Origin of the sequence: Vibrio renipiscarius (genome assembly GCF_000827885.1) — a bacterium.
In the GTDB taxonomy this organism is placed as follows: Bacteria; Pseudomonadota; Gammaproteobacteria; order Enterobacterales; family Vibrionaceae; genus Vibrio; species Vibrio renipiscarius.
This window is the reverse complement of sequence record NZ_JTKH01000008.1, coordinates 146516-172788: the sequence shown is the minus strand read 5'-3', so window position 1 is coordinate 172788 and position 26273 is coordinate 146516. Positions and strand designations below refer to the sequence as shown.

At 46.0% G+C, this 26273-nt stretch carries 21 protein-coding genes; 12 read left to right on the top strand and 9 right to left on the bottom strand.

Features of this window, described 5'->3' with window-relative positions:
* Nucleotides 1–27 precede the first annotated feature (27 nt).
* Both OJ16_RS08145 and OJ16_RS08140 read right to left on the bottom strand, forming a co-directional pair.
* Complete coding sequence (locus OJ16_RS08145) at nucleotides 28–1287, bottom strand: inorganic phosphate transporter (RefSeq protein WP_040989138.1); 1260 nt, start codon at nucleotides 1285–1287, stop codon at nucleotides 28–30.
* 130 nt (nucleotides 1288–1417) lie between these two features.
* Nucleotides 1418–2098 carry a TIGR00153 family protein gene (locus OJ16_RS08140; RefSeq protein WP_040989189.1) on the bottom strand — a complete coding sequence of 227 codons (681 nt, stop codon included), beginning with the start codon at nucleotides 2096–2098 and terminating at the stop codon, nucleotides 1418–1420.
* Between the two features lie 205 nt (nucleotides 2099–2303).
* Between OJ16_RS08140 and OJ16_RS08135 the strand changes: the two genes are divergently transcribed.
* Complete coding sequence (locus tag OJ16_RS08135; RefSeq protein ID WP_040989137.1) at nucleotides 2304–3821, top strand: CYTH and CHAD domain-containing protein; 1518 nt, start codon at nucleotides 2304–2306, stop codon at nucleotides 3819–3821.
* A gap of 48 nt (nucleotides 3822–3869) precedes the next feature.
* Here the strand turns inward: OJ16_RS08135 and OJ16_RS08130 are convergent, their stop codons facing one another.
* A complete protein-coding gene (locus OJ16_RS08130) occupies nucleotides 3870–4670 on the bottom strand; it encodes a potassium channel family protein (RefSeq protein WP_040989136.1) in 801 nt (266 codons plus the stop codon).
* 104 nt (nucleotides 4671–4774) lie between these two features.
* Between OJ16_RS08130 and OJ16_RS08125 the strand changes: the two genes are divergently transcribed.
* From OJ16_RS08125 to hldE, 3 genes are all read left to right on the top strand, one after another.
* Nucleotides 4775–6031, top strand: coding sequence for a methyl-accepting chemotaxis protein (locus tag OJ16_RS08125; RefSeq protein ID WP_040989135.1), 1257 nt, complete (start codon nucleotides 4775–4777; stop codon nucleotides 6029–6031).
* Nucleotides 6032–6170: 139 nt separating this feature from the next.
* A complete protein-coding gene (glnE, locus tag OJ16_RS08120) occupies nucleotides 6171–9011 on the top strand; it encodes a bifunctional [glutamate--ammonia ligase]-adenylyl-L-tyrosine phosphorylase/[glutamate--ammonia-ligase] adenylyltransferase (protein ID WP_040989134.1) in 2841 nt (946 codons plus the stop codon).
* Between the two features lie 243 nt (nucleotides 9012–9254).
* The gene (gene hldE / locus OJ16_RS08115; protein ID WP_040989133.1) at nucleotides 9255–10685 is read left to right on the top strand and encodes a bifunctional D-glycero-beta-D-manno-heptose-7-phosphate kinase/D-glycero-beta-D-manno-heptose 1-phosphate adenylyltransferase HldE; all 1431 of its coding nucleotides are present in this window, start codon (nucleotides 9255–9257) and stop codon (nucleotides 10683–10685) included.
* Between the two features lie 192 nt (nucleotides 10686–10877).
* Here the strand turns inward: hldE and arcA are convergent, their stop codons facing one another.
* The gene (arcA, locus tag OJ16_RS08110) at nucleotides 10878–11594 is read right to left on the bottom strand and encodes a two-component system response regulator ArcA (RefSeq protein ID WP_040989132.1); all 717 of its coding nucleotides are present in this window, start codon (nucleotides 11592–11594) and stop codon (nucleotides 10878–10880) included.
* Between the two features lie 740 nt (nucleotides 11595–12334).
* Here arcA and OJ16_RS08105 point away from each other — a divergent pair.
* Complete coding sequence (locus OJ16_RS08105) at nucleotides 12335–12820, top strand: putative 4-hydroxy-4-methyl-2-oxoglutarate aldolase (RefSeq protein ID WP_040989131.1); 486 nt, start codon at nucleotides 12335–12337, stop codon at nucleotides 12818–12820.
* Between the two features lie 12 nt (nucleotides 12821–12832).
* On the opposite strand, the gene OJ16_RS08100 is transcribed toward OJ16_RS08105, so the two are convergent.
* The gene (locus OJ16_RS08100) at nucleotides 12833–13285 is read right to left on the bottom strand and encodes a hypothetical protein (RefSeq protein ID WP_040989130.1); all 453 of its coding nucleotides are present in this window, start codon (nucleotides 13283–13285) and stop codon (nucleotides 12833–12835) included.
* Between the two features lie 422 nt (nucleotides 13286–13707).
* On the opposite strand from OJ16_RS08100, the gene thrA reads away from it, so the two are divergent.
* The 3 genes from thrA to thrC are packed head-to-tail and all read left to right on the top strand — an operon-like array spanning nucleotide 13708 to nucleotide 18418.
* Nucleotides 13708–16167 carry a bifunctional aspartate kinase/homoserine dehydrogenase I gene (thrA, locus tag OJ16_RS08095; protein WP_040989129.1) on the top strand — a complete coding sequence of 820 codons (2460 nt, stop codon included), beginning with the start codon at nucleotides 13708–13710 and terminating at the stop codon, nucleotides 16165–16167.
* Between the two features lie 14 nt (nucleotides 16168–16181).
* Entirely contained in the window at nucleotides 16182–17138 is a 957-nt protein-coding gene (gene thrB, locus OJ16_RS08090; RefSeq protein ID WP_040989188.1) for a homoserine kinase, read from the top strand.
* On the top strand, nucleotides 17135–18418 hold the full coding sequence (thrC, locus tag OJ16_RS08085; protein ID WP_040989128.1) for a threonine synthase: 1284 nt from the start codon (nucleotides 17135–17137) through the stop codon (nucleotides 18416–18418). Before thrB ends, thrC begins: the two co-directional genes overlap by 4 nt.
* 81 nt (nucleotides 18419–18499) lie before the next feature.
* Here thrC and OJ16_RS08080 read toward each other — a convergent pair whose 3' ends face one another.
* The 4 genes from OJ16_RS08080 to mtnN all read right to left on the bottom strand — a co-directional run bounded on the left by OJ16_RS08080 (nucleotide 18500) and on the right by mtnN (nucleotide 21724).
* Nucleotides 18500–19120 (bottom strand): TRIC cation channel family protein, encoded by a 621-nt coding sequence (locus tag OJ16_RS08080; protein ID WP_040989127.1) that lies wholly within the window; start codon nucleotides 19118–19120, stop codon nucleotides 18500–18502.
* A 121-nt stretch (nucleotides 19121–19241) separates the two neighbouring features.
* On the bottom strand, nucleotides 19242–20060 hold the full coding sequence (gene btuF / locus OJ16_RS08075) for a vitamin B12 ABC transporter substrate-binding protein BtuF (RefSeq protein WP_040989126.1): 819 nt from the start codon (nucleotides 20058–20060) through the stop codon (nucleotides 19242–19244).
* The gene (locus OJ16_RS08070) at nucleotides 20060–21013 is read right to left on the bottom strand and encodes a cobalamin biosynthesis family protein (RefSeq protein ID WP_040989125.1); all 954 of its coding nucleotides are present in this window, start codon (nucleotides 21011–21013) and stop codon (nucleotides 20060–20062) included. Before OJ16_RS08070 ends, btuF begins: the two co-directional genes overlap by 1 nt.
* Before the next feature lie 12 nt (nucleotides 21014–21025).
* Nucleotides 21026–21724: a 5'-methylthioadenosine/S-adenosylhomocysteine nucleosidase gene (gene mtnN / locus OJ16_RS08065; protein ID WP_040989124.1), complete on the bottom strand. Its 699-nt coding sequence runs from the start codon at nucleotides 21722–21724 to the stop codon at nucleotides 21026–21028.
* A 236-nt stretch (nucleotides 21725–21960) separates the two neighbouring features.
* On the opposite strand from mtnN, the gene rpsO reads away from it, so the two are divergent.
* From rpsO to OJ16_RS08045, 4 genes are all read left to right on the top strand, one after another.
* A complete protein-coding gene (gene rpsO, locus OJ16_RS08060; protein ID WP_040989123.1) occupies nucleotides 21961–22230 on the top strand; it encodes a 30S ribosomal protein S15 in 270 nt (89 codons plus the stop codon).
* Between the two features lie 303 nt (nucleotides 22231–22533).
* A complete protein-coding gene (gene pnp / locus OJ16_RS08055) occupies nucleotides 22534–24669 on the top strand; it encodes a polyribonucleotide nucleotidyltransferase (protein ID WP_040989122.1) in 2136 nt (711 codons plus the stop codon).
* A gap of 146 nt (nucleotides 24670–24815) precedes the next feature.
* Nucleotides 24816–25724, top strand: coding sequence for a lipoprotein NlpI (gene nlpI / locus OJ16_RS08050; protein WP_040989121.1), 909 nt, complete (start codon nucleotides 24816–24818; stop codon nucleotides 25722–25724).
* 106 nt (nucleotides 25725–25830) lie between these two features.
* Entirely contained in the window at nucleotides 25831–26244 is a 414-nt protein-coding gene (locus tag OJ16_RS08045; RefSeq protein ID WP_040989120.1) for a MarR family winged helix-turn-helix transcriptional regulator, read from the top strand.
* The last annotated feature ends 29 nt before the right edge of the window (nucleotides 26245–26273 follow it).

The window sequence follows — 26273 nt, the reverse complement described above, 5'->3', positions numbered from 1 at the left end:
CGTGCTTACATTACGCTGACGTATTGATTAGCCGAATGCCGCTTGAATGCCGTAGAAGAATACAACAGCTAGTAGTGCACCCGCTGGTAGCGTAACAATCCAAGATGCTACGATATTACGAATGACACCCATGTTCAGTGCGGCAATACCACGAGCAAAACCAACACCCAGAATCGCACCCACAAGCGTTTGTGTGGTTGAGATTGGTAGACCTGTGCCTGATGCCAGAACAACAGTACATGCGGTTGCTAGCTGAGCGGCAAAACCACGGCTGGGCGTAAGTTCTGTGATACCAGTACCCACCGTTGCCATTACCTTGTGACCTAGCGTCGCTAGACCAACCACGATACCAAAACCACCTAGTGGAAGAATCCACCATACGATTTCGCTCTTACCAGTAATGGTGCCCATGTGTTCAACGGTAGAAACAACCGCCGCCAGTGGACCGATCGCGTTTGCTACATCGTTTGAACCGTGTGCAAATGCCATCGCACAAGCAGTGATAACCATTAGAACGCTGAAGATGCCTTCTACGCCCGCAAAGCCATGGTCGTCTTCACGATTTGCAAATTTCTTCTGGATGTAGAAGTAACCGCCAATCATGACCATTGCTGATACCGCTGCAGCCCAAGCCCATGCTTCACCGTTTGATAGGTGTAGACCAACGTGTTTAAGACCTTTTTTGATTGTTACCAGAGCGATAACCATCGTGGTGATAAACATGTATACAGGTACAAAGCGTTTAGCATTGAAAAGAGGTTTCTCTGTATCGAAGATCAGTCGCTGTGCGCTGACAAAGATAACGTAAGCGAAGAAGCCAGAAATCACTGGTGTGATAATCCAACTGCCCACGATGCCTTGAACGCTGCTCCAGTCAACCGCTTCAGTACCAACAGACACACACGCAAAACCGATGATTGCACCGATGATTGAGTGAGTCGTTGACACTGGCCAGCCCATGTATGATGCAAGTAATAGCCATGTACCTGCGGCTAATAGCGCAGACATCATGCCGTAAACCAGTACATCAGGTTGAGAGGCAAATAGAGAGGTTTCGATAACACCTTTACGGATCGTATCGGTTACTTCACCGCCAGCAAGATAAGCACCTGCAAATTCAAAGATCATCGCAATGATGATGGCTTGTTTTACAGTAAGCGCTTTTGAGCCAACAGAGGTGCCCATTGCATTGGCAACGTCATTCGCACCAATACCAATAGCCATCATGAAACCAAAAATCGCTGCAACAATAATCAGGACAGTGCCGTAGTTAGCAAGGATATCCATCGTAATACCTAGTTGTTTGATAACAAGCGGAGCAAATTTTTGACACGAGAAAGCCCCATCGGCGCCGATATATTCATTGCCTAACAGGGTGTGCTAAAAAATACTCTTCGTTATTGAGTTTAACGTAACGTTATGAGCGAGAAAGCATAACTTCTAATCGAGCACCTACACGCTGTGCTTGATCGGCAATGCCGCCTACCCATTCTAAAATCTTGTATAAGAACATCACATCGATAGGATTCAAATCTTGTTCGATCAACATTAATTGTTGGCGAAGTTGGATTTGCATCGCATCAGTGTCATCTTCAATCATATCCAGTTGATTAATCATCTCTGCAACCAGAGTGACTTCACGGCCTTTGAATCCTGTCTCCAACAGTTCATCAAGCTCACTGATCACTTTTTGCGCTTGTTGTGCTGCGTCTAAACAACGTTTCACGTAAGCGATAAAGTTTTCTTGAAGTGGAGCTGGAATCGCCAATTGGCGGCCATAAACGCGACCTGCGATATCTTTAGCAAGGTTGGCGAGTTTGTCTTGTTGTGTCAGTAGCTCAAGCATATCGCTACGGTCCACAGGCATAAACAAACCACGAGGAAGTTTCAGACGAATCTCGCGCTTTAGCACATCAGCTTCTTTCTCAAGGTGAGAAATTTGAGCACGAATTTCAGATGCTTTTTCCCAGTCCCCTTGTGCACAAACTTCAAAGAAGTTTACAAGGTGAGAGCAGCATTCATTTACGCACACTACGTGGCGCTGCAAAGGCTTAATAGGGGACTTTGCAAATAACCCCATAATTGTATTTACTGGCATGGTCATTCAACCTAATTAATATAACCTATAAATAACATACACCCTTTAGAGATGAAATGTTGAGCGATGGCTATAAAGGCGCGCATGGTAACGCATTAAATCTGTCATTTAAACTGTTTTAGATCATCATTCTTGCGATATTTCTCTCTTGCCGAGTGATAAATTAGGCCATATCCTGTCTCTATCTGCTTTGAAAGGTATAACTATGGAAACCGAGATAGAACTGAAGTTTTTTGTTTCTCCTGATTTTTCAGAAACTTTACGTAATAAGATTTCCGAAATAAAGGTACTTCAGCACAGCTGTCGTGAGTTAGGTAACACCTACTTTGACACACCAGATAACTGGTTGAGACAACACGATATTGGTCTACGCATTCGTCGTTTTGATGATGTTTATGTTCAAACAGTTAAAACCGCAGGACGGGTCGTCGCGGGTTTACACCAACGGCCGGAATATAATGCAGAACATGACTGTAATGATCCAGAGTTAACCTTACATCCAAGCGATATTTGGCCAAAAGGGAAAGAGATAGCGACGCTGCAAAGCGAGCTGCTGCCTCTTTTTTCGACCAATTTCATGCGTGAGCAATGGCTTATTTGCATGGCAGATGGCAGCCAAATTGAAGTGGCTTTTGATCAAGGCGAGGTAGTATCCGGCGAACTGACCGATGCGATCTGTGAAGTCGAACTCGAATTAAAATCGGGTCAAACCGATGCTTTATTTACGCTTGCTCGCTCATTGAGTGATGCGGGGGGAATGCGTTTGGGCAACTTGAGTAAAGCGGCGCGTGGCTATCGTTTAGCGCAAGGCTACCAAGGTGATCAAGTGCAGGCGATGGCTTTAGTGGATACGGACAAAAACGACTCTCTTGAGTCGTGCCTGATTAACTCTCTTGAGCACGCCCTATCTCATTGGCATTACCATGAGCAGATCTATTCTGAGCGTGAGTCGATTGATGCGCTTCATGAAATCAAAAATGCGATTAGCTTTATCCGTCAAACCTTGACGGTCTTTGCCGATGTCGTGCCGCGTAAAGCCAGCGCTTTGATTCGCCAAGAGTTGAAATGGCTTGAGCAAGATCTCGAGTGGATAAAACAGTACGATTATCTCGATGATTTGCTAGAAGACAAAGGCCATGCTTTGCGCAAACTCGATGCGCGTAAATTCTTGATTAATGATCTGTCGACGGTTCAGCAAGAGTTGCCTACTCGTGATTCGATGCTTAGCCAGTTTAATTCGGCACGCTATACCGGATTACTGCTGGATCTTAGCCGATGGATTTTGACGCGTGGTTGGCAGCCATTCTTGGACGACAAATCGCGCAGTGCCATGTCACAGAATATCCTGCCTTTCTCCGTTGTGCAGTTAGATCGCACTTGGCATGAGCTGATGGCGGCTTTTCCACCAGAGAAAGAGCTGAACTCTCAAGATTATATCGATCAGCAATATCACCTGATGCGTAATCTCTATACTGGCGTTGGTTTTGCTAGCTTGTATGATGATGAAGAGCGAACTCGCTTCCGCCTGCCTTGGGCTGACTTGCTGCAAGGTATTGATGATTTGCTCACACTCAAGCCACTTAAGGGATTGGTTGATAAGTTAGACGGTGAAGAACGAGAGCAATTAGAGCGCTGGTTGTTCCGTCAGGAAAACTCCATTTTGCATGCGATGGAGCAAACCCGAGCGATCAGTATCGAAGCGGAGCCGTATTGGCAAGAGTAGTGCGATTGAGGATTGAATCTCAATCATCTACGGAGAAGAAAAAGAGAACTACGGTTCTCTTTTTTTATGCTCGCTATCGACGTGGAGTTTATTAAGATCGCGACTCATTCTTCGCTCCAACTTTTCTAGACGGGCAAGAATCACTTGTTGCTGTTCGAGCAAATCGAGCATCTGTTTCTCTTTTTGTGCCGCTTTTAATTCTTGTACCTTGGTGGGGGAAGTAATTAAAGACGTAATCAAGCCAGAGATCATACCGAATAAGCCAACCCCGCATAAGATCACCCCTGATGCCAATATTTTACCCGAATCGGTGACGGGATAATGGTCGCCATAGCCGACGGTAGAGATCGTCACTAATGCCCACCAAAGCGCATCCCCCCCGGTCTTAATATTGGCTTCAGAAGAGTGTCCTTCGAGAAAGAGCATGATGCTCGACCCTAGCGTCAGCAAAATCACCAATAAAAGCAAAATGGAGGCAATGGTGGTTTCTTTGCGGTTATCTAATACATCGCGAATGACGCTACGGCTGGAACGAATAACTAAGATCACCCTCAATATATGAAACAAACGGGCAAACCTTAAAGGTTCAATCATAGGTAGACTGGCCAGAAAATCGATCCAGTGTTTTTTTAAGAATTTGATTCGATCTGTGGAGCGGATCAAATCAACCAATAGTTGCAGTATAAAAATACTACAGATGATGAAATCTAGGCCGATAAGAACTTGACGTGTTTCATGACTGATCGGGACGAACAACAAGCCTGAGATCACAAATAGCGCCATAAAAGAGAGAATTAGTGATAACAAGCTCATTGGCTTCGTGTCGTCTTTGGTATCATTTTTATTCATACGAGGCTCGAAATTAATATTGGTACTAGCACTTAAGTATCAGGCTGGTGGGCGGCATCAATTTTATTCTTATTTAGAATATATGACTTAGTGGAGAACGAACAATGACGACACTGGCCTTTAAGCCGTGGGAACGAGTAATTACGGATATTCGACTGGTTCCTAAAATGGCGTTGCTGATGGTATTCAGTACCTTACTGATTGTCTGCAAGCAACTTTGGGATGCAAATACGTTCTACGATTCGCTTCTTGTGGTGACCAGCAGTGCGGAAGTTGCTCGTGAACATTATGAAGCTTATTTGGTACAAGTAGTATGGCAAACCCTGCTTCTTATTGGCGTTTTTATCGTTATTTTGTTGTTTGCCGCACGTGTGATGCTTCGTCAAACTCATTATATAAATGAAGCGATTAAAAAAATGGCCAGTGGCGATCTTTCTTCTCCTATTCAGATGCAGTGCAAAGATGAATACGGTGATGTGGCACGTGAGCTTGAAAAAACGCGCTCTCAGCTACAAGAGTTAATTAAGGTGCAAGTGAGCGCTTCGCAAGAGTTATCGGGTTTAACCGAAGTGATGACTCTGAGCATGTCGGAAACCAAAGAGTCAGCGCAAGAAGAGTTTGAAGAGATCGATCAGTTGGCAACGGCCATGAGTGAGATGACTTCGACAGTCCAAACGGTGGCAGAACATGCGCAGAATGCTTCAACGTTAACCGAGAGTGCATCAGGTCAAGCCGAAACGGGTCAACGCTTTGTACAAGATACCGTGAGCAAAATTAGCGAATTGTCGCAAGATATTGCGGCATCGGCACACGCGGTAAACCAAGTAGAAGAAAGCGTTGAAGCGATCGGAAGCGTCGTGGGTACCATTCGTGGTATTTCTGAACAAACGAACTTGCTGGCATTGAACGCGGCGATTGAAGCGGCGCGTGCTGGTGAAGCGGGTCGTGGTTTTGCAGTGGTTGCAGATGAAGTGCGTAACCTTGCTCAGCGCACTCAGCAAGCCACCATTGAAATCCAAGAGATGATCTCAAAATTACAATCAAGCGCCGGTTCCGCGGTGGATTTGATGGAAAAAAGCGTGGTTGAAGCCGCGGAAGGGGTGGCTTTGGTGACCAGCGCTGGTACTGAGCTGGATGGCATCGTAGTGCAAGTGAATCAGATCAACGATATGAACTTCCAAATTGCGACGGCTGCCGGTCAGCAAAGCAGCGTGGCAGAAGAGATGAGCCAAAACCTCACGAATGTGCGTGAATTAGTGGAAGCATCGGTGACGGTTATTAGTGAGTTGCTGGAAACGTCAGAGATCATGCAGCAAAATGCCGAAGAGCTGGATAAGAAGATTACGGCATTTAGAGTGTAATCTCACAGACTGAGTTAATAGACGCCTGCGAATAATTAGCAGGCGTTTTTTATTGTGTAAAGTTTGATATAACTAGCGGTTCAAAGCCGCAACCCAAGCTTAGATAAGACATCTTAGCCATACATTACAAGGAAGCCCCATGCCATTGCCGGAAAACCTCTTGGCCACCTCTCAATCAGCACTTGCTCATTTGGAAGCGTTTCAACTGGAACAGCACTGGCCTGCTGAACTCTATCAGCAATTAAACTACGTGGCAGGGTTAAGCCAATTTGTCGTTGAAGCGCTCGCGAGGGATGAAACATTACGCCACACACTGCCGAGCATGCTGAATGATCCACAGCGCTGCGATCACTATCGTCAACAGCTCGCCGCATTGCTGGTGGATTGTCATGATGAAGTGGCGGGTCAACGAGTCTTACGCCAATTTCGCAACCGCGAGATGACGTATATCGCTTGGCGCGATTTCAATGCAACGTGGCCACTCGAGCAAAGTTTAAAGCACCTCTCGTATTTAGCCGAAGCGCTGATTGTTGAAACCTACCAATGGCAATATAAAGCGTGCTGCGAGCTATGGGGAACACCATGCAATGAGCAAGGCGACCCGCAACCGATGTTGATCATTGGTATGGGCAAACTGGGGGGCGGTGAACTCAACTTCTCTTCTGATATTGATCTGATTTTTACTTATCCGGAAAACGGCGAGACGCAGGGGGCGCGTCGTAGTATTGCCAATGCGCAGTTCTTTACTCGTTTAGGTCAGCGCATCATTAAATCGCTCGATCAGCACACCTTCGATGGCTTCTGTTATCGAGTCGACATGCGCTTACGCCCATTTGGTGATAGCGGCCCGTTAGTCATGAGCTACGCGGCGCTGGAAGATTATTACCAAGAGCAGGGGCGAGACTGGGAACGATACGCGATGATCAAAGCGCGTGTGATGGGCAGTGAAATGTATCCGCAGTATCAAGAGCTGCGTAAAATGCTGCGTCCTTTTGTTTTCCGTCGTTATATCGATTTCAGTGCAATTCAATCCCTACGTCGAATGAAGTCGATGATCAGTAGCGAAGTACGTCGTCGCGGGTTAACCAACAATATTAAGCTTGGTGCTGGTGGCATTCGCGAAATTGAATTTATCGCCCAAGTGTTTCAATTGATTCGTGGAGGGCGAGAGCCCAGCCTGCGTCAACGAGGGTTATTGGTCACGTTAGACGCGATTGATGAATTGGATCTGCTTAATAAACAAGAGATGCTTCATCTCACTGAGGCATACAAGTTTTTACGTCGCTTGGAGAATCTCTTACAAGCGATGGCAGACAAGCAAACTCAAACATTGCCGGAAAATGAGCTGGAGCAGCAACAATTAGCGACGGCGATGGGATATCGCCATTGGCCAGAATTAGATGAGGATGTTCGTCTGCACATGGCCAACGTTCACCAAGTCTTCACCCATTTGATTGGTGATGACGAGGAAGATCAAATTGAAGTGGCGAAACATTTTCAAGAGCTGTGGGATATGGCGGATAAAGTCGATGTGATTGAGCAGATACTCGATCATGACTTGCAGCGAGAAGACACGGCTGAATTAGCCAAAACCATTATTCAATTCAAAAGTGACTTAGCGAAAAAAACCTTGGGCCCGCGTGGACGCGAAGTGCTGAATCGCTTGATGCCAAAAATATTCCAAGCGATCTTTGCTCATCAAGATGCCCAATTTGGCTTGTCGCGCGTGCTGCATTTACTGCATAAAATCGTCACACGTACCACCTATCTTGAATTGCTCGATGAACATGAGGCCGCGTTAACGCAATTAGTGCGCCTGTGTACCGCAAGCCCGATGATTTCAGAGCAACTGGGCCGTTATCCAATTTTGTTGGACGAGTTGATCGACCCACAGCAATTGTACAACCCGGTTCCGCTCGATTCCTATCGTACCGAGTTGCGTGATTATCTTGCGCGTATCCCTGAAGATGACATGGAGCAGCAAATCGAAGCGCTGCGCCAGTTTAAGCAGATCTGCATTTTGCGCATCGCGGCGGCCGATATTGCGGGTGTCTTACCCGTCATGAAAGTGAGTGATCACTTAACGTATTTATCGGAAGCGATAGTTGAATCGGTGGTGAATCAAGCTTGGCTGCAAATGAGCGAGAAGTATGGTCAGCCTAACCACCTAAAAGATCGCGATGGCAAAGGCTTTGCTGTGGTGGGTTATGGCAAAGTGGGAGGTTGGGAGCTGGGCTACAATTCAGATCTTGATATTGTCTTTATGCATGATTGTCCGGTCAGTGCTTATACGGATGGTAAGAAAGAGATTGATGGACGCCAATTTTATCTTCGTCTTGCGCAGCGCATTATTCATATATTCTCCATTCGCACCGCCTCAGGCATTCTTTATGAAGCCGATACTCGCTTGCGTCCATCTGGGGCATCAGGCTTATTAGTCAGCCCTACCGATGCGTTTGAAGAGTACCAACGTAATGAAGCGTGGACATGGGAACATCAAGCCTTGGTGCGTGCGCGTATGATTTATGGTGATGAACCATTGCAGCAGGCATTTGGTCAAATTCGCCATGCGATTTTAACGCTCCCACGTGATACCGAAGACCTCAAAAAACAAGTGGTCGATATGCGGATTAAAATGCGTGATCACTTAGGGGGTAAAAAAGCCGGTCGCTTTATGCTTAAGCAAGATCCGGGCGGGATTACCGATATTGAGTTTCTCGCTCAATACTTGGTTCTCAACTACAGTCATCAAAAGCCAAAGCTAACGCGTTGGTCGGACAATGTACGAATTTTCGAGTCTTTGATTACCCAAGGCATTATGGACGAATCACAAGCGCTGGCAGTGACTCATGCTTACACCATGATGCGCGATCAGATCCATCATCGTAATCTGCTCAACCTTGATACCGACTTGGCCGAAGATAAATTTGTCCAAGAACGGGCTTTAGTCGTTGATGTATGGAAGCAGTGGTTAGAATAGAAATATATCCCCGTCCTACTTGACGTTGCAGCGGCGTTGGCTGGCATTCTCAAACCTCTTCACATCGGCATCTATGTCCAGAGGCTTTGTTCACTTGCCGACTCCCTGCATCTTCAAGTTGTTTGGGTATAATACTTAAGAGCCCGATAAATACTCATATTAAAGCGGCTTAGGTATACAAAGGTTTAGGCGGTCAAAACCCTATGATAAACTTTGGCCAGATATACATATTGGAGATCCATAATGAAACCAATCCTACCTGACTACAGTCAAGCAGGCGTCCTTATTGTCGGTGACGTAATGTTAGACCGCTACTGGTATGGCCCAACGGGTCGCATTTCGCCAGAAGCGCCTGTACCTGTAGTGAAAGTAGAAAACAACGAAGAGCGACCTGGTGGTGCGGCGAACGTCGCGATGAATATCGCATCACTGGGTGGTCATGCTCATATCGTCGGGTTAACAGGGATCGATGAACCAGCGAATGTACTGAGTGAGACACTTTCTGCACTGAAAGTGACGTGTGATTTTGTTTCGCTACCAGACTTTCCGACCATTACTAAATTGCGTGTATTGAGTCGTGGTCAGCAACTGATTCGTTTGGACTTTGAAGAGAAGTTTGAAAACGTTGATGCTGAGCTGATCTTAGCGCGCATGGAACAAGCATTACCAAACGTTAAATCGGTGGTGCTATCGGATTACGATAAAGGCGCTCTAGAGCACGTGCAGCAGTTTATTCAAAAAGCACGAGCAGCCGGTGTTCCGGTATTTATTGACCCTAAAGGTGCCGACTTCGAACGTTACCGCGGCGCAACCTTGTTGACGCCAAACATGGCCGAATTTGAACTTGTGGTTGGTAAAGTGAAATCGGACCAAGAGCTGGTTGAAAAAGGCCTAGCACTGATCGAAGAGTTTGATTTTGAAGCGCTACTGGTGACACGCAGCGAGCATGGTATGACACTGCTTCGTCGCGGTGAAGAACCATTCCACCTGCCAACTCAAGCCAAAGAAGTGTTTGATGTGACCGGTGCTGGTGATACGGTGATTTCTGTCCTAGCGGCCTCAGTAGCGGCAGGCAAACCACTGGATCAATCATGCGCTCTTGCCAATGCCGCGGCGGGTGTTGTGGTGGGTAAATTAGGCACCTCAACGCTGTCGACCATTGAACTGGCAGAAGCGATTCATGGCAGCCATGATACCGATTACGGCGTAATTTCTGAGCAAAGCTTAATTGAAGCGGTAAAGAAAGCGCAATCGCGTGGTGAAAAAGTGGTAATGACCAATGGTTGCTTTGATATTTTGCATGCGGGTCATGTGTCTTATCTCAACCATGCCGCAGAACTAGGCCAACGCCTGATTGTTGCAGTCAATACCGATGAGTCAGTGAAGCGCTTGAAAGGCCCTGGTCGCCCAGTAAACCCAACCGATCGCCGTATGGCGGTATTGGCAGGGTTAGGTGCGGTTGATTGGGTTGTGCCGTTTTCTGAAGATACGCCTCAGCGTTTGATCGCATCTGTTCTACCGGATCTATTGGTGAAAGGTGGCGATTACAAACCAGAAGAGATAGCGGGTGGTGCAGAAGTGATTGCGAACGGCGGCCAAGTCAAAGTGCTGAACTTTGAAGATGGTTGTTCAACCAGCGAAATCATTAATGCGATTAAAGGCGGTAAAGGCTAAGCCTTTTCGTTATTGCCATTATCAATAAATCGCTCATCATTTGATGGGCGTTTTTTTTGCTTCTCATCGACCAGTGCTCAGTGACCAATCATGAATGAGTAATATGAGAGCAGGCTTTGTAAGAAAGCCGTAATCACCAGACATAAAAAAAGGAGCCGTAGGGCTCCTTCTCAATATTTTTCGACTCTTCGCTTAGTCTTCTAGTTCGCCACAAAAACGGTAACCTTCACCGTGGATTGTTGCGATGATTTCTGGCGTACCAGATACTGATTCGAAGTGTTTACGGATGCGACGGATAGTAACATCTACCGTACGATCGTGTGGCTTAAGCTCACGACCTGTCATCTTCTTCAGAAGGTCAGCACGAGTTTGGATCTTGCCTGGGTTCTCACAGAAGTGTAGAAGAGCACGGAACTCTGAACGAGGTAGCTTATAGCTTTCTGCACTTGGACTTACAAGTGAACGGCTATTGATGTCTAGTACCCAACCATTGAACTGGTATTTCTCTACGCTGCGCTTCTCTTCTTGAACCGCACTAGAATTCATTGAACGGTTTAATAGGTTGCGAGCACGGATAGTCAGTTCACGTGGGTTGAATGGCTTAGTGATGTAATCATCAGCGCCGATTTCAAGACCAAGAATCTTGTCTACTTCATTATCACGACCCGTTAGGAACATAAGAGCAACGTTTGCTTGCTCACGCAGTTCACGCGCAAGTAGTAGGCCATTTTTACCAGGAAGGTTGATGTCCATGATGACTAAGTTGATCTGACTTTCAGTCAGCACTTGGTGCATCTCTTCACCGTCGCTAGCTTCAAAAACAGCGTATCCCTCTGCTTCAAAAATACTCTTCAGAGTGTTACGAGTGACTTGCTCATCTTCTACAATCAGAATCTGCGGGGTTTGCATTGGCGGTACCTAAACTTGTGAAAAAAATGTGTTAATAAAATAAATTCTAGGCAAAAACATTACTTACAGGTAATTTGATTTTGACAATAGATCAAAGAGTGCGAAAACCGCATCTCCTAATGCCCGCCATCCGTGGTGTTACTTTTTTTCAAAAGAGGTTCCTTGCCCTAATTTATGCTATTAGGCGTTGAAACGGATTTTATATAGTTAACAGCATGCTAACAACGTTCAAATGTTAATTCCATTCACTTTGTTGATTTATATCAAGAGATCAATTGTAACAAGTGTCAACAATAAATGCTAAATGTAAAATAATTTACCACTATGGCTGAAAAGGCTCAAATGGTAGAAATTTACTGTGATCCTTGCTTCAAAATTGACAAAATGTTGAGTTTATTTAGCTCACGTTCGTTGCCAGATTTAAGCCGTTCATTTTTCTCACTAGGTAAAAATAAAAAGCATAATAAATAATCACTTACGGTGTTTTGTGTTTTGTTTTTCATTGTGACTTCGCTTTGGTGAAGAGGTGCTTTTTATGATTAAAAATACCATTGTGTGATTGAAAAACGCCTTTCATTCATCAGTAAGTTGGCGCATAAGTAACAGCAAAAGACCGTTAATTTTTTATCGTGTAAGGCTGAAGTTTTGTAACTCAACGAGTCTGACAAGGTCTGAATTGAGCGATAAAGAATCGCAATGTCGATTACAAATTTATTTCATTGATTTTCATGGAGGAAAACATGAGAGACATAACCCCTGACATTTGTGACAAATTTGAACACCACGTCACTTACATCAACTTACCCCTTAATCACTTTGGTCGCCGTACGGCTTTCTGGGGTGAAATAGTCACGGTTCGTTGCTACCACGATAATTCTAAAGTACGAGAAGTGCTAAGCCTAAATGGTCGTGGCAAGGTGTTAGTGATTGATGGTAATGGGTCTTGCCAAAAAGCGTTACTCGGCGATCAACTGGCCATTCTCGCGATTGAAAATGATTGGGAAGGGGTCATCGTTTACGGTGCTGTGCGTGATGTCGCGATGATGGCAGAAATGGAACTGGGGATTATGGCCCTCGGTGCATGCCCTTTTAAAACCGAAAAGCGAGATGTTGGTGAAGTGGGCGTGACCTTATCGTTGCAAAAGCAAATGATTCAGCCAGGTGATTATATTTACGCAGATTGGAACGGTATTTTGACGTCAGAGCAACAACTTGATTGGTGCTGATAGGATGTGGGTCTAGAAGCGAAAACCAATGCCCACTTCAATGCCTTTTTGCCACTCTTGGAAATCGAGAGTGGCATGAAGATCCAAATGTTCCGTTAAGTTAACTCGGCTTGAGACTTCTGCGCCAATACCGTTCTCTTGTCCATCTGGTGCGTCTTCATCGGTGTAGGAATGTAAGGTGCTTTTTACGGATACCCGCGGTGACACCTGATAACTCAAGCCACTTAAAAATCCCCCCTCATTTTGCTCGGTTAATCGAGTGCCGACGTACAGATCCACTTTCTTATAGAGACTGTAGGCATAGCCACTGTCTATGCTCCATGAATCGTAACCGTGCTGATTATTTTCGCTTAAAAGGAAGAGTCGGTGTGGCGAGTCTTGTTGTAAAAAGGTGAGTTTTGGGAGATCGGCAGCGCTTGCTGCGCCACTGAGCATAGCAAGAAAGAGGCAAATTATTTTTTTCATTTGCTACCTCGTTCCATTAGGTTGATTTGGCTACTTTTCCACCGCCAGATAAATTAAAGCATAAAACGAAAGTGTGAGTATTAAAAATTAACAGTGGATGATCAGTTTTGATACATTCGTTCGGTTTGCAGTCAAGTTTGGTTGCTTAAAATAGCGTGGGCGAACGAAAGATAAGCAAAAAAAACAACTTTTCGTTGACTCTCTGTTGGAAAACAAGGTACATCTAGAATAACTAAACACAAGAATACAACAAAACGATATGTTTAATAACAGCCTTACAGTAATGATTACCACCATTATTATGACCAGCACAATACGCGTTGGGGCAGGCTGCTGAGCGAAAATTTTTCAAAAAAAAGGCCTGTATCCCACCAGATACAGGCCTTTTTTTATACCAATTTAAAGGAAATTCGGAGGAAGGGATGCGAGTTTTAAAATTTGGAGGATCGTCACTAGCTGACGCAGGACGTTTTTTACGAGCAGCAGATATTGTTGCGAATAATGCACAGCAAGAAGACGTGGCGGTGGTGCTCTCGGCACCGGGAAAAACAACCAACAAATTAGTGGCCGTGATTGACGCGGCATTGAAGGGCAGTGATGCTGAAAATCAAATTGCTGATTTAGAAGATGCTTTCCGTGGTTTGTTTGAAGAAATAAAGCAAGTATTGCCAAATATTGAAGGCAATGCTTATAACCACCAAGTGAAGTCATCACTGACGCAACTACGCCAATTCGTCAACGGTATCGGTCTTTTGGGCATGTGCCCTGATAATGTGAACGCTCGTATTATCAGTAAAGGTGAGCGAGTCTCCATTCAGTTAATGAAAGCGGTGTTGGAAGCCAAAGGACAACCGGCGAGCTTGATTGACCCTGTAGAGTATCTATTTGCGCGAGGCGACTATTTAGAAGCGATGGTGGATGTGGATATCTCCACCCAGAATTTCCGCCAAAAACCGCTGCCGGTAGGGCACGTTAATATCATGCCTGGCTTTACTGCGGGGAATGAAAAAGGTGAATTGGTCACACTTGGCCGTAATGGTTCCGATTATTCAGCGGCAGTGCTCGCGGCCTGTTTACGTGCGGATTGCTGCGAAATTTGGACGGATGTGGATGGGGTGTACAACTGTGACCCTCGCTTAGTGGCTGATGCGCGTTTGTTGAAATCACTCAGCTATCAAGAAGCAATGGAGCTGTCTTACTTTGGCGCTTCGGTCTTGCATCCTAAAACCATCGCGCCGATTGCTCAGTTCCATATCCCATGTTTGATTAAAAACAGCTTTAATCCACAAGGTGCCGGTACCTTGATTGGTCAAGATACGGGTGAAGATAAGCTCGCAATTAAAGGCATTACCACGCTGAGCGATCTGACCATGGTGAACGTTTCCGGCCCGGGAATGAAAGGTATGGTGGGCATGGCGAGCCGCGTGTTTGGTGCTATGTCATCATCGGGTGTGTCGATTGTTCTGATTACGCAATCGTCTTCTGAATACAGCATCAGTTTCTGTATTGAAGCACAAGACAAAGCGATTGCGCAGCGCGCCTTGTGCGATGCGTTTGAACTTGAACTCAAAGATGGCCTACTTGAGCCGGTGGAGTACCTTGATAACGTCGCAATCGTAACCCTCGTCGGCGATGGCATGCGCACATCACGTGGTGTGGCGTCTCAATTTTTCTCATCCCTAGCCGAAGTCAACGTCAATATCGTCGCGATTGCGCAAGGCTCATCAGAGCGCGCGATTTCAGCGGTGATCCCAGAAGATAAAATTTCTGAAGCAATCAAAGCGTGTCACGAGAATCTATTTAACTCGAAGCACTTCCTCGATGTCTTTGTCGTTGGTGTCGGTGGTGTGGGTGGTGAGCTGGTGGATCAGATCCAACGCCAGCAAGTGAAATTAGCCGAAAAAGGCATTGTGCTACGGGTGTGTGGTTTGGCGAACAGTAAGGGGGTCTTGCTTGACGGAGAAGGCTTACCGCTTGATCACTGGCGTGACCGCATGAATGGTGTGAGCGAGCCTTTAACGTTGGCGAACTTGAGTTCTTTAGTTCAACGTAATCATATTATTAACCCAGTATTGGTTGATTGTACCTCCAGTGAAACGATCGCCAATCAATACGCCGATTTTCTTGCGGCGGGTTTCCATGTCGTCACGCCAAATAAGAAAGCCAATACTGCCAGTATGTCTTACTACCACCAGTTGCGCGATGTGGCGCGTAGCTCGCGCCGCAAGTTGATGTATGAAACCACCGTTGGTGCTGGTTTACCGGTGATTGAAAACTTGCAGAACCTGATTTCTGCTGGTGATGAGCTTGAACGATTTAGCGGCATTTTATCAGGGTCACTGTCTTATATCTTTGGCAAATTGGATGAAGGCATGACGCTGAGCCAGGCGACGAACATTGCCAAAGACAATGGCTTTACCGAACCGGATCCACGTGATGATTTATCGGGTATGGATGTGGCGCGTAAGCTGCTGATCCTCGCTCGTGAAGCCGGTATGGCGCTGGAACTTGAAGACGTGATTGTCGACCAAGCATTGCCACCAGGCTTTGATGATTCAGGCACGATTGAAGAGTTTATGGCGCGCTTACCGCAAGCGGATGCTTATTTCCAACAGCAAGTGGCTCAGGCTGCGGCAGAAGGGAAAGTGTTGCGCTACGTGGGTGAAATTGCCAATGGCCAATGCCGTGTGAGCATTGCCGCCGTTGATGAAAATGATCCAATGTTCAAAATTAAAGATGGTGAAAATGCCCTGGCATTCTTCAGCCGCTACTACAACCCAATTCCATTAGTGCTACGCGGATACGGTGCGGGAAGCGAAGTGACCGCGGCCGGTGTGTTTGCGGATGTCATGCGTACATTGGGCTGGAAATTAGGGGTATAACGATGAGCAGTGGTATGGATGTTGTAGTTTACGCACCAGCGTCAATTGGCAATGTGAGTGTTGGTTTTGACGTGCTGGGGGCAGCAGTGTCTCCCATTAGCGGTGAGCTACTCGGTGATCGCGTGTTGGTCAAAGCAGGAAGCGAGATGTTCAGTCTTGCGACTGCGGGCAATTTTGTGTCTAAGCTGCCAACCGATCCGAAAGAAAATATTGTTTACGATTGTTGGCGTGTTTTTGCTCGCGAGTTAGATAAGAAAGGCATTGCGCTATTGCCTGTCGCGATGACACTTGAGAAAAATATGCCGATAGGTTCAGGGCTCGGATCGAGCGCTTGTTCGATCGTCGCGGCGTTGGATGCGCTTAATCGCTTTCATGCCCAGCCATTAAACGAAACCGAGTTACTCGCTTTGATGGGAGAAATGGAAGGACAAATATCGGGTGGCATTCACTACGATAACGTCGCCCCTTGCTACTTAGGCGGCTTGCAGTTAATGCTGGAAGAGCTAGGGGTTATCAGCCAAGAAGTACCATGTTTTGATGATTGGTACTGGGTGATGGCTTACCCCGGTATTAAGGTTTCCACCGCAGAAGCTCGCTCTATTCTACCGTCGCAGTATCGTCGCCAAGACGTCATTGCGCATGGTCGTCACCTCGCCGGCTTCATTCACGCTTGTCATTCCAATCAGCCTGAACTTGCTGCAAAAATGATCAAAGACGTGATCGCTGAACCATATCGTGAGAAACTATTGCCTGGTTTTGCGGATGCGCGTAAGTACGCAGCATCAGCAGGCGCTTTGGCCACCGGCATTTCTGGTAGTGGCCCAACGCTGTTTAGTATCTGCAAAGAGAAAGAGACCGCACAACGTGTAGCTCGATGGCTCGAACAAAACTACGTACAAAATGAAGAGGGATTCGTTCATGTTTGTCGTTTGGACAAGCAAGGTTCGATCGTTACAGGAAGTAAGCTATGAAGCTGTACAATATAAAAGAAAATGACGAACAAGTTTCCTTTGGCCAAGCCGTGCGCCAAGGATTAGGCCGTAATCAAGGCCTGTTTTTTCCATCTCAACTGCCTCAGTTTGATGATGTCGATGCGCTTTTAGATGAAGATTTCATCTCGCGCAGCAGCAAAATTTTATCGGCGCTTATTGGCGATGAATTACCGCAAGATCAAGTGAATGCCATGGTAGATGCGGCATTCCAATTCCCAGCGCCTATCAAACAAGTCAAAGAGGGTGTTTACGCTCTAGAGTTGTTCCATGGTCCAACATTAGCGTTTAAAGATTTTGGCGGTCGCTTTATGGCTCAATCGCTAGCGGCGGTGTCTAATGGCGGCAAAATCACCATTCTAACGGCGACTTCTGGTGATACTGGTGCGGCGGTGGCGCATGCTTTTTATGGCATGGAAGACATCAACGTGGTGATTCTGTATCCGAAGGGCAAGATCAGTCCATTGCAAGAAAAGCTGTTTTGTACGCTGGGCAATAACATTCATACCGTCGCGATTGATGGCGATTTTGATGCTTGTCAGGCCTTGGTCAAAGAGGCGTTTGATGATGCAGAGCTGCGTGAAGAGATAGGTCTAAACTCGGCGAACTCCATTAACATTGCTCGTTTGATGGCGCAAATTTGTTACTACTTTGAAGCGGCTTCGCAACTGACAAAAGCGCAGCGTGAGAACCTCGTAATTTCTGTGCCAAGTGGTAATTTTGGCAACCTCACAGCGGGCCTATTGGCGAAAGCGTTAGGTTTGCCGGTAAAACGTTTTATCGCCGCCACCAATGCCAACGATACTGTGCCGCGTTACCTTGAGACCGGTCAGTGGGATCCAAAACCGACAATTGCAACCACCTCTAATGCCATGGATGTCAGCCAACCTAATAATTGGCCACGCATCGAAGAGCTCTGTGGAATTAAGCAATGGGGTTTAGATACGCTGGGCAAAGGCGTGGTGTCTGATGCGCAAAGTGCTGCGTCAGTACGTGAACTGAATGAGTTGGGTTACTTGTGTGAACCTCATGGCGCAATTGCTTACCGAGTGTTAGAGGATCAATTAGCGGAAGGTGAAACGGGATTATTCTTGTGTACCGCTCATCCCGCTAAGTTTAAAGAAGTGGTCGATGACATCTTAGAGATAGATATCGAACTGCCCGCGCCACTGGCGAAACATGCGGTAATGGAATTGTTGTCTGAGGATTTAGCCAATGATTTTGAAGCGCTGAAAACAGTGCTTCGCAAAGCGAATAAATAGTTCGTACCCAAATAAAAAAGGTCGCCAAGGCGACCTTTTTTATTTCATGGCATTAACTCATCGCAATGCCATGAGTTAATGCTATTTATTTAAAGCAAAAATCGGTAATGATAAATGCCAACGAATGGCACCTAAGCGAATGATGAGTGTCGATATTACGCCAGCCAAAAAACTGGCATCATTGCTAAAGCCCATGGCCAATGCAGTGGTATGGAATGCGCCTCCAGCAATACAAGCCGTCGCATAGACTTCACTTCTTAATACCATTGGTACTTCACGAGCGAGTACATCGCGAATAATACCGCCGCCACAACCGGTGATGACCCCCATGATGATCGCAATCAGTGCTGATTCTTGATACATCATCGCTTTTTCAACACCGATACCGACAAAAACGGCAAGGCCGACCGCATCACAAACGGGTAAAATCCACCAAGCTAAACGCTTAGGGCGACGTACGATGATCATTGTGATTAGACAAGTAATCAGAATGACCCAAATATAGTTGGTGTCTTTAATCCAAAAAACCGGCGTAGCACCGAGTGCCATATCGCGTATTGTTCCGCCACCAATTGCCGTCACACTGCCAAGAACAGCAACGCCAAAAGGGTCCATCTTCAAACGACCGGCAAGCAATACACCGGAAATGGCAAAAATAGCGGTGCCAAAAAGGTCGATCAAATAGATCAGCATGGAATCCATGTTAGGAAGATCTCTATTATTATGAGTAGTAAAAAATAAGCCAAATGACGAGGCCCCTTTCAATCACAATGGATTCAGAGGCCAATTCGGCGCGCATAGTACGAGATAATCGTGTAATGCGTTACTGCTTTTTTCTGACTGTCTCGAAGAGCTCACAAACTTGATGAATTGCATCGATGGTTCGCGGAGTTGGGCGATTAATCCAACTGGCATTGAGTGACCAAATTTGTTGGTTTTTTATGGCCTGTAGCTGTGCTTTCCATGGCTGCCAAATGTCGATATTGTCGATAGCATGCTGTGAGGTAAAGATAACTTGTGGGTTGGCGAGGATCACCTGTTCAAGACCAACTTGTGGGTAAGGTATTTTGCTGTCAGCAAAAACGTTTACCCCGCCACAAAACTGAAAAACTTCACTTGGCCAGCGATCTTGTGCCACGGTGATGATCGGTTTTTCACTCAATTGATAAAAATAACTGACGGGTTCTTCCGTGTGGTAACGCGCTTTTGCCGCATTGAGTTGGTCACGAAAATGTTGAGCGTTGGCAAGACCAATATCAGGATCGTGAGCATACTGACTAAGCTGTTCAATATTGGCTGCAATATCATTCAGGCTATTGGTTTTTGCATCGTAAATTTCAAAGCCAAATTGACGCAACTTAGCGAGATCTTTCGCAGGATTACCGGCCGGCCATGCGATGATTAAGTCAGGCTGCAAAGCGATGATGCGCTCAATCTTAATGCCTTGATAATTGGCCACGCGCTCAAGCTGTTGGGCAGATTCAGGGTAGTCACTGTGTTCACTGACGGCAATCAATTGGTCACCTAGACCGGCAGCATAAGCAAGCTCTGTGGCGGATGGTGCAAGACTGATCACCCGATTAATGGGTTGAGCACAAAGAGAAAAACTGACGAGAGTGAGAAGAAGACTCAGTTTAAGCATTACAATCCTTGATAAATAGCAGCCAATAGTAGGCTTTGAAGAGTTACCCAAATCCACAAGCGGTTGAATAAGAGTTTATTGATTTGATCAACATGAATCGCTGAAGGGGCAATACGACCCCCTAATTTTGCCCGTAGGGCTTTGTGGTGTTGATATATTGCAGGGCCTGCCAGAGAAAGTTGCAGTTTCGCTCCTACTGAGACCAATAACCACGCCGGGCCGGGAAGTGGCCAAGATGTCGCTTGTTGAGCAATAAGTGTTAAGCACGCTTTTCCGCGTTTTCCGCAAGCAACCAATAAGGCGAATAGGCGCAAAGGAATAAAGTCGAGGACGGCGAGAATTCTGACAGCGGGAAGTCCAAAAGGCATAAAACATTGGCGAGAAGGCGACCATGCGCGGGCTAATTCCATCGCCATGCGATACAGAAAGGCCCCTATGCCACCCGTTACGGCATACCAAAAGAGTACGGCGACGACACTGCGGCCATAACTCATGATCAGTGTTTCACTGCTGGCTTTTCCTAAGCCGAGTAGAGATAAACGGTCGGTAGAGCGATTAAGCCAGGGGGTGAGCTGTTGTTTTACTGCATTTTTGTCTTCATTGGCGAGTTGTGGGATGAGCTGATTCGCCAATTGATGGGTGTTACGCCAATCTAAGGCCAGCATTAAAAAAGCCAAATCAAACAGCAGTGCTTGCCAAACTAAGTTTTGCAATGCGAGTAAAACGATCAGCATGGGTGTCAGCATCAGTAACCAGGCAAAACTTCCCGAAAGTAAGCTTTGTGAGTAATGGCTTTGCGTGTTGACCTTATTCGCAAGCTGCTCGGCAAATTTATGCCAAAGGAGAGCGGGGTGTACTTCTCGCGGTAGAGGAAGAACCCAGTGACAAAGCAGTGCGCCCCACATGACGAGGAGCGCACTATTCGCCAATAGCGAATTAACAAAATCATCCATGATTGTTTAATACTATGCCTTCAGCAATTCAACCATCTTGATCACCATTTCTGAAGAGCTTTGCGCCGCAAGAGGCAGGAACTCATCAAAGCTCATGGTTGCTTCTTTATCAGCAACGTCAGAAATCGCTCGTACTACCACGAATGGTACTTTGAATTGGTGACAAGTTTGCGCAACCGCAGAGGCTTCCATTTCAACCGCAATGACAGACGGGAAGTGGGTACGAATGAACGCTTGACGCTCAGCAGTACAAACAAACGCATCGCCAGTACAGATCAAACCGCGTACCGCGTGCTTATCTTTCATTTGCGCGAGTGCTTGTTCAGCAACATCCATTAGGTTTGCGTCAGCAATAAACGCAGCAGGTTGTTGTGCCATTTGACCCATTTCGTAACCGAAAGCCGTTACGTCTGCATCATGATGACGAACTTCTGTTGAGATAACGACGTCGCCTAGGTTCAGAGTCGAATCGAAACCGCCCGCAGAACCGGTGTTGATCACAACGTCTGGCTGGTATTCAGTTAATAGAATCGTCGTACCAATTGCCGCCGCAACTTTACCGATACCTGATTGCAGTAGAACAACGTCAACGCCATTGATTTGGCCAGAAAAGAAGGTACAACCCGCTTTCTTTACTTCTTGTACGTTGTCGATAGAGTCTTTTAGGATGGCAACTTCTTGTTCCATCGCACCGATAATGCCGATTTTCATAATGGGCTAAACCTAGGTAATAAATTAAAGTGGCCAAAGTTTATCATGAAGCTTTGCTGGCCTGAACTCATTATCGAGTTTGACGAGTACGAGAATGTACTCAAAACCGATAAGTTGAGTCATAAGATTGCTATTGCGATGAGAGGGTGATTCACCTATAATCCGCGCTTCGCGTAGCGGCTGAATCAGAGATTGGCTGCTACAAAATATAAACCTACTCTTATTAGGAGAGCATTATGTCTCTGAATGCAGAAACTAAAGCAGCAATCGTTGCAGAATACGCGCAATGTGAAAACGACACTGGTTCACCAGAAGTACAAGTAGCACTACTTACTGCTTCTATCAACCACCTTCAAGGTCACTTCAAAGCGCACAAACACGACCACCACAGCCGTCGTGGTCTACTACGTATGGTTTCTAGCCGTCGTAAGCTTCTTGACTACTTGAAAGGTAAAAACCTTGCTCGTTACCAAGATCTAATCAAACGTCTAGGTCTACGTCGCTAATTAGCGGCTGCATAGAACAGTTTGTAAAAAAGGGGCTTATGCCCCTTTTTTTATTGCCTAAAATCCCCCAATTACCTTCAAGTAGTTTATACTACTGTCCGGCTGAAACAGTTGTTGCTGTTGATGTCCGCAAAAATCACAATGACTCATCGCATTACAGTCACCGATGTCGGCCAACAGGTCGCGACTATTCAAAAGCCATTGAGTAAAAGTCACAGTGTCTTTTGACTAGTCGCGATTCGTAATGTTTTGGGTATTTTCTTAACTTAGTCTGGGTATTTATACTCGGTACAAGGAATAACAATGTTCGAAAAACCAGTTGTTAAAACGTTCCAGTACGGTAACCACACGGTTACTCTAGAAACTGGCGTTATCGCTCGTCAAGCTACTGCTGCTGTTATGGTAACTATGGACGATACTACGGTATTCGTATCAGTAGTTGGTAAGAAAGAAGCCGTTGAAGGTCAAGACTTCTTCCCGCTAACAGTAAACTACCAAGAGCGTACTTACGCTGCAGGTAAAATCCCTGGTGGTTTCTTCAAGCGTGAAGGTCGTCCTTCTGAAGGTGAAACTCTGACTGCTCGTCTAATCGACCGTCCGATTCGCCCACTATTCCCATCTGCATTCAAAAACGAAGTGCAAATCATCGCTACTGTTATGTCTGTGAACCCTAACGTTCAACCTGACATGGTAACAATGATCGGTACTTCTGCAGCACTTGCTATCTCTGGTCTACCATTCAATGGTCCTATCGGTGCAGCGCGTGTTGGTCACATCGATGGTCAACTAGTGCTTAACCCAAGCATGACTGAACTTGCTACATCTAAACTGGATCTAGTGGTTTCTGGTACTGAAAACGCAGTACTAATGGTTGAATCAGAAGCTGACAACCTAACTGAAGAAGAAATGCTTTCTGCAGTGGTATTTGGTCACGATCAACAACAAGTTGTTATCAATGCAATCAACGAGTTCGCAGCTGAAGTTGCAACTCCAGCATGGAACTGGGAAGCACCAGCAGTAAACACTGAGCTTAAAGCTCTAGTGGCTGATCTGGCTGAGACTCGTCTTGCTGATGCATACCAAATCACTGAGAAAATGGCTCGTTACGAGCAAGTTGGCGCAATCAAGAACGATGTTGTTGCTGCACTTCTAGCACAAGACGAAAACCTAGCTGAGCGCGAAATCCGTGGCATGCTTGGTTCTCTAGAGAAGAAAGTAGTACGTAGCCGTATCATCGCTGGCCACCCACGTATCGATGGTCGTGAAAAAGACATGGTTCGTGCGCTAGACGTACGTACTGGTGTACTTCCACGTACTCACGGTTCTTCACTATTTACTCGTGGCGAAACGCAAGCGATCGTTACTGCGACTCTAGGTACGCAACGTGACGCGCAAATCATCGACGAACTAACGGGTGAGCGTAAAGATCACTTCCTACTACACTACAACTTCCCTCCATACTGTGTAGGCGAAACGGGTTTTGTAGGTTCTCCTAAGCGTCGTGAAATCGGCCACGGTAAACTGGCTAAGCGCGGTATTGCTGCAGTAATGCCTTCTGTTGAAGAATTCCCATACACCATCCGTGTTGTATCAGAAATCACTGAATCTAACGGTTCATCTTCAATGGCTTCTGTATGTGGTACTTCTCTAGCACTTATGGATGCTGGTGTGCCAATCAAAGCTTCTGTTGCGGGTATCGCAATGGGTCTTGTTAAAGAAGGCGATGACTTCGTTGTTCTTTCTGACATCCTTGGCGATGAAGATCACCTAGGTGACATGGACTTTAAAGTAGCAGGTACTAACGCTGGTATCACTGCACTTCAAATGGACATCAAGATCGAAGGTATCACTAAAGAGATCATGCAAATTGCTCTTAACCAAGCGCAAGGTGCACGTAAGCACATCCTTTCTGTAATGGATGAAGCTATCTCTGGTGCTCGTGAAGAGATCTCTGAATTCGCTCCACGTATTTACATGATGAAGATCAGCTCTGAGAAGATCAAAGATGTTATCGGTAAAGGCGGCGCAGTTATCCGTGCTCTAACTGAAGAGACAGGTACTACGATCGAAATCGAAGACGACGGCACTATCAAGATTGCAGCAACTGAAGGCGCTGCAGCGAAAGAAGCAATTCGTCGTATCGAAGAGATCACTGCTGAAGTTGAAGTAGGTCGTATCTACACTGGTAAAGTTGCTCGTCTAGCGGACTTCGGTGCGTTCGTAACAATTCTTCCAGGTAAAGATGGTCTAGTACACATCTCTCAAATCGCTGACAAGCGCGTTGAGAAAGTGTCTGACTACCTAGCTGAAGGCCAAGAAGTTCAAGTTAAAGTACTTGAAATCGACCGCCAAGGCCGTGTACGTCTAAGCATGAAAGAAGCAGTAGAACAGCCAGCAGAAGCTGCGGCTGAAGCGAATCCAGCGGCTGACGCTGAGTAATCGCATCGAGTTAGCTTATTAAGCTAAAAGCATGTTATAAAGGGGGGACGTCAGTCCCCCTTTTTTATATGCAGTAAAAGCCAATTGAATGAAGCACCTCGGCGATTAAGGTATACAGCATAGGTTGGTAACAGGAGTATATATTCGTGAAATGGTTTCAAACCGTAGCGCTTGGATTAAGCATTTTGGTTACCACAGGTTGTGCCTCAACGTCCAACCAGCAGTGGCTTTACCCACCGATGGCAGTACCTTTGCAAGCAAGCATGCAGCAAGAAGTGCAAATTGCTCGTTTATCACAGTTACTGACACGCCCTGATTTATCCGATGAATTGCGAGCAAAAATGCTCTTTGAGCGCGGCAATTACTACGATAGTGTCGGTTTACGAGATCTCGCGCGTTTAGACTACAGCCAATCTTTACAACTGAATCCTTCACAATCGGATTTATTCAATGCGCTTGGGGTGTACTACACGCAAGTCGGCGAATTTGATGCTGCGTATGAAGCATTTGATTCGACATTAGATCTGAACCCAGACAATTCTTTTGCGGTACGCAATCGCGCCATTGCCTTGTATTATGGCGACCGTATCGATCTTGCGATTGAAGACATCGACTCCCACCTTGCAGACGATCCTAGCGACCCGTTTCGTGCATTATGGGCTTACCTCATCAAACTAGAAAAAGATCCATTAACCGCACGTCAAGATCTGCTCAGTATGTATCAGCAGCGTGACAATCAATGGGGATGGGTTTTGGTGGCGATTTCTTTGGGCGAAGTGAGTGATGAACAAGCCTTTAAGGCCATTATTGCGGGAACACGAGACAATACGGTTTTGGCACAGCGCTTAACAGAAGCGTATTTTTATCTGGGTAAACGTTACCAGCACGAAGGCAATCTCGTGAGTGCCATTTCAATGTACAAATTGGCGATCTCATTTAATGTTTATGAGTATGTTGAGCACCGATATTCTTTCTTAGAGTTGAAGCGAATCTTTACACAGATTAAAGCCGATCAGATTGCGAAAGCGAAACTGGATGCGCCGACTCAGCCATAATCATACTGAACCCGTTTTAAATTAACCGCCTACCTAGGCGGTTTTTTATTGCCCAAAATGAGAAAAGGGTTAGAATAGTTAGCCTGGCTAACTAAGTGGAATCAAGATGGTCTTAGAAGAGAGTTTGATTGAATTAGAGCGTTTTTGTTCTAAGGCTTGGCGTGTTTATGCCAAAGAAGATCCATTGTGTCATTTGAGCTTCAACGAGTTTGATTATCTGAAAGTGATACAGCAGTACCCGGAAGGGGTCCGTATTACTGATCTTGCCGAGGAGTTAAGCGTCACCAAACCGTCGGCGTCGAATATGGTTGCTCGATTGGAAAAGAAAGGCTTAGTGCGTGGTATTGCTTGTCAGGTCGACGCGAGAGCGAAACGTGTGGTGTTAACAGAAAAAGTCGTAAAGGATATGTCTTTGGAGCAGGTGGTGTATCACCAGATCGCAAGCGATCTTAACCAATCTCTTTCAATGCAGGAAGCTGAACAATTAGTGCAGTTATTAAATAAAGCACTTCATAAATAAACATTTACCCAATTAGTTAGCCTTGCTAA

Bases quoted from the DNA above. Each gene is read 5' to 3' on its own strand.
- thrC (WP_040989128.1), top strand. From the start codon at position 17,135: ATGAAGCTGTACAATATAAAAGAAAATGACGAACAAGTTTCCTTTGGC.
- pnp (WP_040989122.1), top strand. From the start codon at position 22,534: ATGTTCGAAAAACCAGTTGTTAAAACGTTCCAGTACGGTAACCACACG.
- mtnN (WP_040989124.1), bottom strand. From the start codon at position 21,724: ATGAAAATCGGCATTATCGGTGCGATGGAACAAGAAGTTGCCATCCTA.
- OJ16_RS08080 (WP_040989127.1), bottom strand. From the start codon at position 19,120: ATGGATTCCATGCTGATCTATTTGATCGACCTTTTTGGCACCGCTATT.
- glnE (WP_040989134.1), top strand. From the start codon at position 6,171: ATGCCATTGCCGGAAAACCTCTTGGCCACCTCTCAATCAGCACTTGCT.
- OJ16_RS08070 (WP_040989125.1), bottom strand. From the start codon at position 21,013: ATGGATGATTTTGTTAATTCGCTATTGGCGAATAGTGCGCTCCTCGTC.
- thrA (WP_040989129.1), top strand. From the start codon at position 13,708: ATGCGAGTTTTAAAATTTGGAGGATCGTCACTAGCTGACGCAGGACGT.
- OJ16_RS08145 (WP_040989138.1), bottom strand. From the start codon at position 1,287: ATGGATATCCTTGCTAACTACGGCACTGTCCTGATTATTGTTGCAGCG.
- hldE (WP_040989133.1), top strand. From the start codon at position 9,255: ATGAAACCAATCCTACCTGACTACAGTCAAGCAGGCGTCCTTATTGTC.
- OJ16_RS08105 (WP_040989131.1), top strand. From the start codon at position 12,335: ATGAGAGACATAACCCCTGACATTTGTGACAAATTTGAACACCACGTC.
- OJ16_RS08140 (WP_040989189.1), bottom strand. From the start codon at position 2,098: ATGCCAGTAAATACAATTATGGGGTTATTTGCAAAGTCCCCTATTAAG.
- btuF (WP_040989126.1), bottom strand. From the start codon at position 20,060: ATGCTTAAACTGAGTCTTCTTCTCACTCTCGTCAGTTTTTCTCTTTGT.
- rpsO (WP_040989123.1), top strand. From the start codon at position 21,961: ATGTCTCTGAATGCAGAAACTAAAGCAGCAATCGTTGCAGAATACGCG.
- OJ16_RS08130 (WP_040989136.1), bottom strand. From the start codon at position 4,670: ATGAATAAAAATGATACCAAAGACGACACGAAGCCAATGAGCTTGTTA.
- OJ16_RS08135 (WP_040989137.1), top strand. From the start codon at position 2,304: ATGGAAACCGAGATAGAACTGAAGTTTTTTGTTTCTCCTGATTTTTCA.
- OJ16_RS08100 (WP_040989130.1), bottom strand. From the start codon at position 13,285: ATGAAAAAAATAATTTGCCTCTTTCTTGCTATGCTCAGTGGCGCAGCA.
- OJ16_RS08045 (WP_040989120.1), top strand. From the start codon at position 25,831: ATGGTCTTAGAAGAGAGTTTGATTGAATTAGAGCGTTTTTGTTCTAAG.
- arcA (WP_040989132.1), bottom strand. From the start codon at position 11,594: ATGCAAACCCCGCAGATTCTGATTGTAGAAGATGAGCAAGTCACTCGT.
- thrB (WP_040989188.1), top strand. From the start codon at position 16,182: ATGGATGTTGTAGTTTACGCACCAGCGTCAATTGGCAATGTGAGTGTT.
- OJ16_RS08125 (WP_040989135.1), top strand. From the start codon at position 4,775: ATGACGACACTGGCCTTTAAGCCGTGGGAACGAGTAATTACGGATATT.